Annotated in this window: 9 protein-coding genes; 1 reads left to right on the forward strand and 8 read right to left on the reverse strand. The window is 62.8% G+C overall.

Annotation, left to right across the window (positions count from 1 at the left end):
- The 6 genes from ABW137_RS16955 to ABW137_RS16980 all read right to left on the reverse strand — a co-directional run.
- The coding region (locus ABW137_RS16955; RefSeq protein ID WP_526402006.1) for an FAD-dependent oxidoreductase at positions 1-1,173 on the reverse strand (1,173 nt) is incomplete at its 3' end.
- A complete protein-coding gene (locus ABW137_RS16960; RefSeq protein ID WP_526402008.1) occupies positions 1,170-2,036 on the reverse strand; it encodes an SMP-30/gluconolactonase/LRE family protein in 867 nt (288 codons plus the stop codon). The genes ABW137_RS16955 and ABW137_RS16960, both read right to left, overlap by 4 nt.
- Entirely contained in the window at positions 2,033-2,887 is an 855-nt protein-coding gene (locus ABW137_RS16965) for a fumarylacetoacetate hydrolase family protein (protein ID WP_526402010.1), read from the reverse strand. Before ABW137_RS16965 ends, ABW137_RS16960 begins: the two co-directional genes overlap by 4 nt.
- A 67-nt stretch (positions 2,888-2,954) precedes the next feature.
- Entirely contained in the window at positions 2,955-3,911 is a 957-nt protein-coding gene (locus ABW137_RS16970; RefSeq protein ID WP_526402012.1) for a cytochrome P450, read from the reverse strand.
- A gap of 221 nt (positions 3,912-4,132) precedes the next feature.
- A complete protein-coding gene (locus tag ABW137_RS16975) occupies positions 4,133-5,293 on the reverse strand; it encodes an NAD(P)/FAD-dependent oxidoreductase (RefSeq protein WP_526402014.1) in 1,161 nt (386 codons plus the stop codon).
- Between the two features lie 22 nt (positions 5,294-5,315).
- Positions 5,316-5,510 (reverse strand): ferredoxin, encoded by a 195-nt coding sequence (locus tag ABW137_RS16980; protein ID WP_526402016.1) that lies wholly within the window; start codon positions 5,508-5,510, stop codon positions 5,316-5,318.
- A 152-nt stretch (positions 5,511-5,662) separates the two neighbouring features.
- On the opposite strand from ABW137_RS16980, the gene ABW137_RS16985 reads away from it, so the two are divergent.
- Positions 5,663-6,334 carry a TetR/AcrR family transcriptional regulator gene (locus tag ABW137_RS16985; protein WP_526402018.1) on the forward strand — a complete coding sequence of 224 codons (672 nt, stop codon included), beginning with the start codon at positions 5,663-5,665 and terminating at the stop codon, positions 6,332-6,334.
- A gap of 258 nt (positions 6,335-6,592) precedes the next feature.
- Here ABW137_RS16985 and ABW137_RS16990 read toward each other — a convergent pair whose 3' ends face one another.
- Together ABW137_RS16990 and ABW137_RS16995 are read right to left on the reverse strand one after the other, a co-directional pair.
- Positions 6,593-6,847 (reverse strand): hypothetical protein, encoded by a 255-nt coding sequence (locus ABW137_RS16990; protein WP_526402020.1) that lies wholly within the window; start codon positions 6,845-6,847, stop codon positions 6,593-6,595.
- Positions 6,848-6,915: 68 nt separating this feature from the next.
- On the reverse strand, positions 6,916-7,692 hold a 777-nt coding region (locus ABW137_RS16995; protein ID WP_526402022.1), incomplete at its 5' end, for a MerR family transcriptional regulator.

A 7,692-nucleotide genomic window follows, 5' to 3' on the forward strand; every position in this document is an offset into this window, starting at 1 on the left:
GGTTTCGCCGTGCAGACCTTCTCCCAGGGTCGGAACGGGAAACGGAATGTCCAGTAGAGATGGCACCTCGTCGGGGTCCCCGGGGTTTTCTGCGAGGTGTTCGACAGCGTTGGCTGCCGCGGCCGCGGCCGCGGCGTAGGTGCGCACCAGCGGCTTGCGTTCGGCTTCATACGTATCGAGCAGACTGTCGGGGGCGCCGTTTAGTCGGGCGTCGATCTTCCACGCCAAGTTCATCGCGTCCCGGATGCCCGAGCACATGCCTTGCCCGAGGTGCGGCGTCATCTGATGAGCGGCATCACCGGCCAGGAAGAGGCGGCGGTCGCGCCACCGGCGCGGCAGCAACGATTCCCATCGGTACACGTCGGCCCGCAGAATGCGATACGAGCCGGCTTCGTAATACGGCTGGAGCAAGTCGTACCACGCGGTGGGTTCTTCGAAGTCCGCCGTCCGATCACGTTCGTTAAGAAGAAACTCGAAGCGAATCATTCCGTTCGCACCTGGCACCACGGTCACCGGATTCGGCGGCTTCGCCCGGGTGTAGGTGAAGATGGCGGGGTTGTCCCTGCGATCACTCGGAACGATGTCGAGAATCAGTGAACGGTGTGTGGCGCCGAGGTCCTCGACATCTGGACTCACCTGGGTCCGCAGCAAGGACCGGGCGCCGTCCGCCCCGATCACATATTTCGCAAACAGTGCCTCGTCGTTGTCGTGCCGGTCGTTTCGGATGGTTACCTCGACGCCGGTGTCGCTTTGGCTGACTGTCTGCGCTCGCCACCCGTACCATGCCGTCGCGCCGTCCATCGCGTGGAGTCGACCGCGCAGGCAATTCTCGAACTCTGGCTGGAAGAACTGGTAATCGCCGAACCACCCCTGGTCGGTCGGCTCGGTGCGCCAACCAAAGCTCTGCACCAACTGCCCGTAGGCGTTGAAGAACTGGTACTTGCCGGTGGTTTGGCGATGCCACGTTGGTTCGAGATGCGCGGCGCCCAGCGTCTGGAACGCTCGCATGGTCTCGTCGTCGATGTGTGTCGCGCGGGGATGCTGGGCCGGGATGCGATAAGGATCTACCAGCGCGACGGAGACTCCGCGGCCAGCCAGCAGTGTCGCCGCGCTAAGACCAGTCGGTCCTGCGCCGAGGACGATGACATCAGTGTGCGCGGTTGTGGTGTTCACGAGCTGTACTCCGAGGACGTGGTGGGGACCGTATTGCTGACGACGACTCGCGTGATCTTCCCGCGAATCTTGCGCTGCGCCAACGCTTCCGTCAGCAAGTCAAGAGCAGGGTCAGTGCTCTGTGATGTCGAGTAGTACAGCGTCGACCCGACAAGGCAACACGCCACTGCAAACTCACCGGGTGTGTCGATCTGGTCCAAGACCTCGTGCTCGCGGACACGGACGAATCGTTCCCCTGTTGTGGTTGCCACCCACACCGAGCCATCCGGTGCCGGCCAGATCCCGTCAGGACGGTGCCGCGCGTCGAAGAGGGTCCCTAGATCGGTCCACAAGCGTCGGTTTGTGAGCCGTCCGTCAATACCTATGTCGAAAGCAGTAAGTCGGGTCCCGTGCGTTTCTGCGACGATCAGCGTCGCGTCGACAATTGCCAGACCGTTCGGGAACCGCAATTCGTCAGCGGCAACCTCTATCGAGCCATCCTGGCCCACCATGAGCAATCTGCCCACCGGATTGCCGCTGTGTGGATCAGGGCCCATATCGTCCACGTAGAGCCGACCATCCGGAGTGCCCACCATGTCCCCGAGTCGATCGCGGACCAGTTCGGAGAGGTCGGCGTAGAGGACGAACTCGTCGTCTACGAGTACGTCGATGCGCTTGTCACACCAACGCGCAGCGGCGAGTCGCCCGTCGGGCAGAAACCACAACCCGTTGGTCGGGCTCTTGAGATCCCGACGTTGAATCGTGTTCGGGCTCAGTGTCACCAGTTGACCGGCCTGCGTGTCGGAGAACCACAGTTCGTCGCCGTGAACGCGGGGAGATTCTCCCCATCTCAGGTCGTCGCGCACAATCTCGGCGGCGGTCACGACGCGTCGCCACCGGTCTCGGCACCGACTAGTTCAGCCGAGGCGGCAAGCTGTGTACGCAGGGTTCCTACCCCTTCGATCTCGCTGACGAGTTGCTGTCCCGGGGACAGAAATCGTTTGGGGCTTCGGGCAAAACCCACGCCGGAGGACGTACCGGTAAAGACGAGATCGCCAGGCCGCAGCTCAACCACCGACGACAAGTGGGAGACGAGGACCGGGATTGAGAAGATCAGCTTGGAGGATCGAAAGTCCTGCACGACTTCGCCGTCGAGAGTGCATCGCAATCCTAGGTCGTCGGGGTTGTCCAATTCGTCGGGTGTCACCAACCAGGGCCCCGTCGGCCCATAACCAGGAAGAGACTTTCCGAAACTGAACTGCGGGTAAGGCATTCCCGCGAGTTGCATGGTCCGGTCGGAAATATCCTGGCCGATCGTCAGTCCCGCAACGTAGTCCCAACCGTCGGCGGCCGGTACGCGGTGTGCGGTGCGGCCGATAACGACCACGAGCTCCACCTCCCAATCGGTTGTGGGCCCGCGCAGTTCGACCTCACTGTTCGGTCCGACTATGCAAGAGGGAAACTTGGTGAAGACCGAAGGAAAGTCTGGAATCTCGAGATTGGCTTCTTCGGCGTGATCAAGGTAGTTCAACGAGATCGCGAACACCTGAGATGGCCGCGGCGAGGGAGCGCCGAGGGAATCGGCTGCGACATCTCCTCCGCCTTCAGCTCCAGTGGATTGGCCCCACTGGCGGAAGTCGTCCCACTGTATGTAGATGTCGGCGATGTCGGGACCAAACCGCCCGTTGCTCGCTTCCGCGACGTCGACCGGAAGTCCTCCGACGAACGTCGTCAAGCGGTTGTTCACTGATGCGACCAACATGGTGCATCCTTTCTCTCTGGGGAATTCGGCACCCGATGGGTTAGGGGCGCTCTATCGAAACCGGCAGCGACTCGAGGCCGCGAACGGTGTTGTTGAGATGGCGCACCACTGGTCCGACGACGTCGAACCTCTCGACTCGATCGGCGAGTGCCCCCAGGAGCGCATGTGCCTCCATCCGCGCAAACGCCTGCCCGGCGCACGCGTGCAGCCCGTAGCCGAATCCGACGTGATCGCTGGCATCGCGGGTGATGTCGAAGTCGGCTGCGGTGTCGCCGTAGTGGCGCTCATCTCGGTTGGCGGAGCCGTACATGATCAGGACGCGATCGCCCGCGCCGATGCGGACCCCGTCGATGTCGTTGTCGTCGGTTGCCACGCGGGTGAAATAGTGAACGGGGCTTTCGACGCGCAGCACCTCATTGAAGGCGGCGGGGATCAACGATCGGTCAGCCTTGACTGCATCCCATTGATCCTGAAACCGGGAGAACAACCAGATTGCCGACCCGATCGAGTTCACGGTCGTGTCCATGGCGGCTGCCGTATATGCGGCCAGAAGCTGGGGGGCATGCGCGCGTTCGATCCTGCCGGCGTCGGCCGCCTCGTACACCGCGCGGCCCATGCTGCCCTCGGCTAATTCCTCGGGATGCACTGAGTGGGCCCACTGGAACATCTCTGCCAGAGCGGGCATCGACGCAGTCATACGACCGTTGGCCGGTCCCAGAGAATTGAACATGGCATCGCCCCAGGGCAGCAGGCGCGGCCGCACGGATTCGGGTATTCCCAGCAAGTCAGCGACGATGGAGGGGGGAAACACCTGCGCCAATTGTGCGACCGCGTCAAAAGAGCCCTCTTGCGCAAGCGCTGCTACCAGTTCGTCGGCGCGAGACCGGATTTGGTCGCTCAAGGACCGTATGGCGCGTGGGCTCAGGCTCTCCGCCAGGACACCCCGGAGCGTATCGTGAAGAGGAGGGTCGGACGCCAGAACGGTGTCGATGGACATGTCGTTGACCTGGTCGTTGAGGCCGACACCTTTGGCCGCGCTATACCGTTCCCAGTTGCCGAGAACGTCGCGTACTCCGTCATAGCGTGGAACCGCCCACGAGTTCAGCCGTGAGAGCCATACTGCTGGTGCTTCGTCGCGAAGTATTGAAAACGCTTGGTACGGAGTGTCGAGTACTTCGTCTGAGAACAAGTCGACATCGGACTGGTTGATGGTGCTGGTCATTCGTTCGCTCCTAGGTGGCTGTGGGACGAAGGGTTGCCTGCGGCTGTGTGCAACCGCGAAATGGGCATGCGCTTGTTGATGGCCAGCGCACCGCGAGGACGGCCACCGTCCGTCCATTGCACGAGAGCCTGGAGTTCGGCAACCGACCCTTCGATTACGTGCGGCTCTCCGACGAAAGGTGTAGCGCCGCCGATCTTTAGTGCTAGGTCGAACTGATCAGTCCAAAAGTAGGGCCGGGGAGAATGCGCTCCTGCGCTGTCACCGAGGACCAGTGCGGCGGCGGCCACTCGCGCCTGGTCAATCGCACTGGACCAATGCGGACTGCGCCGAGGCGGCGTTCCAAAGGCGACAACATCACCGGCAGCGACGATTCGTTCGCTGACGCGACACCGCGAGTCGACGACGACGCCCGGTTGATGCGCCACGCCAGAGGTTTTGAGCCATTCGACGTTGGGGACATCCCCGACAGCGGACACGACGAGATCGGCCTCGACAACGCTGTTGGCGTACTTGACCGCCAGACGTCCACCGTGGTCGACAAGGTGAGCACCATTCGCATCAATCACGATGTTGACGCCGTGCGCCCTCGCCCGCCTTGCGACCAGGTCGGACACAAAGGTCCCACACAGGCGAAGGAGTGGCTGTTCGTCGCTAATCACGGTCGTGTGCAGCCCCATTGCCGTTGCGACCGACGCGAGTTCCATACCGAGCACGCCGCCGCCAACAATGGCGATCGAGGACGCGTGCTGAACGTCTGCGCGCAGCTCCCGCGCGTCGTCCAGCGTCCGTACGACGCGCTCTTCGATTCCGGTCGAGTTCCGGCCGAGATCGGCCAACGTGCGCGCTCGAGCGCCCGACGCGATGACGAGGCCGGCGTAGGCAAGATCTCCACCGTCAGCCATCTCGATCACGCCCCGGTCGACATCAAGACCCACGGCGAGCCGGCCACGCAGGTGCTGCACCCGTGAACGGTCGAGCCGCGGCAGCAAAGTCGACTCAGGAGTGTCCGAACCCGACAGGACTGCCTTTGACAGGGGTGGGCGTGCGTAGGGGTCTGCGTCCTCAACATCGACGAGGGTGATGGATCCCTGGTGACCGAGCCGGAGCAGTTCCTCAACGACCGTGACGCCGGCTATCGATCCGCCCACCACCACCACGTCGTCGTCGAGTTCGATCATTTCAGGCCCCGTCCAGTTTCAGTGCGGCCACCGGACAACTCCGAACCGCGAGGCGCGCCTTGTCGAGCTCGTTGTCGGGAATGTCGTCGGTGGGAATCTCCAGCTCACCCTCGTCATTCAGCCGAAGGAGATTTGGCGCCCTCTCCTCGCAAAAGCCGTAGCCCTCGCACCTCTTCCGATCCACGGTCACCTTCACAGTGGCGCTCCTCACTCGTCCCGCGCATTGCGACCACCTTCACAGGGCGGTGTGTTCGGTGTCAAGCAGAATCAGAATTTTGATTCTGTTTAGCGCTTTGGTAGGTGCTGCGTCCGCCGAGAATCTCGACGATGCGGCCTACGATGGGACCCATGACCGACGCCCTTGCTGGCGTGAGCCCTCCCAAACAGGCGCGCTCACGTCAGGCATGGGCGCGCGTGCTGGACGCCGGTGCCGAGATTCTGGAAACCTCGAGCGTGGACGAGTTCACCATTGGCGCGGTGTGCGAGAGGGCCGGCGTGTCCGTGGCGGCTATCTATTCGCGCGTACCGGGCAAGGACGCGCTGTTCCTGGCCGTATACGAGAACTCGCTCGCCCAGATGGCCAAGGAAAGAGCAGTACTCGAAGGGCCGCAGGAGCGTTACGAGAGCCTCGACACCGAAGAGCTGATCTCCCTCGCAATCAACACCGTCGCGGACCTGTTCCTCACGCGCTCCGGCCTGATCCGTTCCATCATCTGGCTCTCCGCAACGCACGAGGAGGTCCGGACCCGCGGTTCGCAGTGGATGACAGAACTCGGCCAGACTGTGACCGCGCTCCTCGAACCCCGGCTCAGCGAGTTCGCCGGCTCACAACCCGAGCGGTCGCTCGATACCTGCTACCGCACCATCTGGTCCGCTGTCGCTATGCACGTCGCCTACGGCGCCACCTTTGCCACCGACCGAGTTGTCTCCGACGACGAATTCAAGGCCGAGCTGCGGGACACCGCAATAAGGCTCCTACTGTGCCACCCGTCGTCGGAACACAACCCGGCAACGAGCTGATCGCCCGCTGCGACTCCAACGCGGTCGAGCTAGACACCGATTGCATCCTCTACCAACGAGATTCGTCCACGCCGGTCTGAAAAGGCAGTGAGCTCCGGTCCCCGGCTGCGCGCAACTTGCAGTTCAGGATTGCCGGCGTCGAGGGCGAGAACCAGACCGTTCCGATGTCGCCATTCACCGCGCCGTCTCCAGAATGTCGTTGACGCGCTTGTCTTCCCGGCGCAGCGCGCCCTAGCGCGGCGCAGGCACGGTACCGGCTTAAAGCGGCGCGATCTCGACGTACTCGAACTCGATGAAGCCCTGGGCGACGAACGGCAGCCGCGCTATCTCCGCCTTGATCGCAGCCAGATCGGTACCGCGGACGATTCCAAACACGCCAGCGCCGTCGGTCCGTCGATACGACGCCGACAAGACACCTTCGGCGCGCAACTCACCGACTACCTGAGCTTCCTCAGCTTTGTAGGCCTCCCAACCCTCTTTCGTCGGGACGCCTGCGGCGATCAAGAATTCCATGTCCATAGTCCTTTGTTCGTCGTGTGTTCCGTGCGCGAAGCTGTCTCCCGAGGTGCTCTGGACTGCACTCAGTCTGGCGGTGGGGTGGTGCTGAAGATCGGCCAACAAATCTCTGTGGCGGTGAACGTTGTTGGATCTGAGGGCGTACCGCCGAGGTAGTGTTCGCGGATTGGGCCCTGGTGGCTGATCAGACGTTCGTTTGCATATATTCCCAGAGCCCCGTAACTGCGGTCGATGCCTTCGTGACCGCCGGAGTGGGTGAGCACCGCGAATTCGGCCTGAGGTAATACCTCGGCACGGATGCCCTCCGGGGGATCCGCGGATTGCGGCGCCGGGACGAATAGCGTTGCCCTACCTTCTGATTCAAGGAACAATGATCGGTCGTAGAGGCCACCCGGGACGACCGCGGAATGTACGCCTGCTGCCGTTGCAACTGCGTCTCGCAGTTTCCCCAGCGTCGCCGCGAACCAGCTGTCGATCTCGGCAACCTCGATCGTGGCGCCGATGGACCACACCGCGAGCGCGGGTTCTCGACGCAACTCCACGTAGGCGGGGGTCTGCACGGGAGAAAGTAACTCGCGCAGTGCGCCAACGGTGTCTCTAGTCTGCTGCAGCTGCACCTCCATCTGTTCGAGATGAGTCGTGATTATCGCGGTGCGGGCCACGGCGTCTTCGGTGCTCAGCAGCGCCTTGATATCGGGAATGGACATGTCGAGAGAGCGGAACCGGCGGATGATGTGGGCATGATCGACCTGGCTAGTGTCGTAGAAGCGGTAGCCGGTGTGGGAGTCGATGTGGGCCGGTTCGAGAATGCCGATGTCGTGGTAGTGCCGTAGCGCCTTCCT

Origin of the sequence: Mycobacterium sp., assembly GCF_040509115.1 — a bacterium.
In the GTDB taxonomy this organism is placed as follows: Bacteria; Actinomycetota; Actinomycetes; order Mycobacteriales; family Mycobacteriaceae; genus Mycobacterium.

Excerpts from the sequence above, each read along its gene's own strand:
- ABW137_RS16970 (WP_526402012.1), bottom strand. The coding sequence starts at position 3,911 with ATGTCCATCGACACCGTTCTGGCGTCCGACCCTCCTCTTCACGATACG.
- ABW137_RS16990 (WP_526402020.1), bottom strand. The coding sequence starts at position 6,847 with ATGGAATTCTTGATCGCCGCAGGCGTCCCGACGAAAGAGGGTTGGGAG.
- ABW137_RS16985 (WP_526402018.1), top strand. The coding sequence starts at position 5,663 with ATGACCGACGCCCTTGCTGGCGTGAGCCCTCCCAAACAGGCGCGCTCA.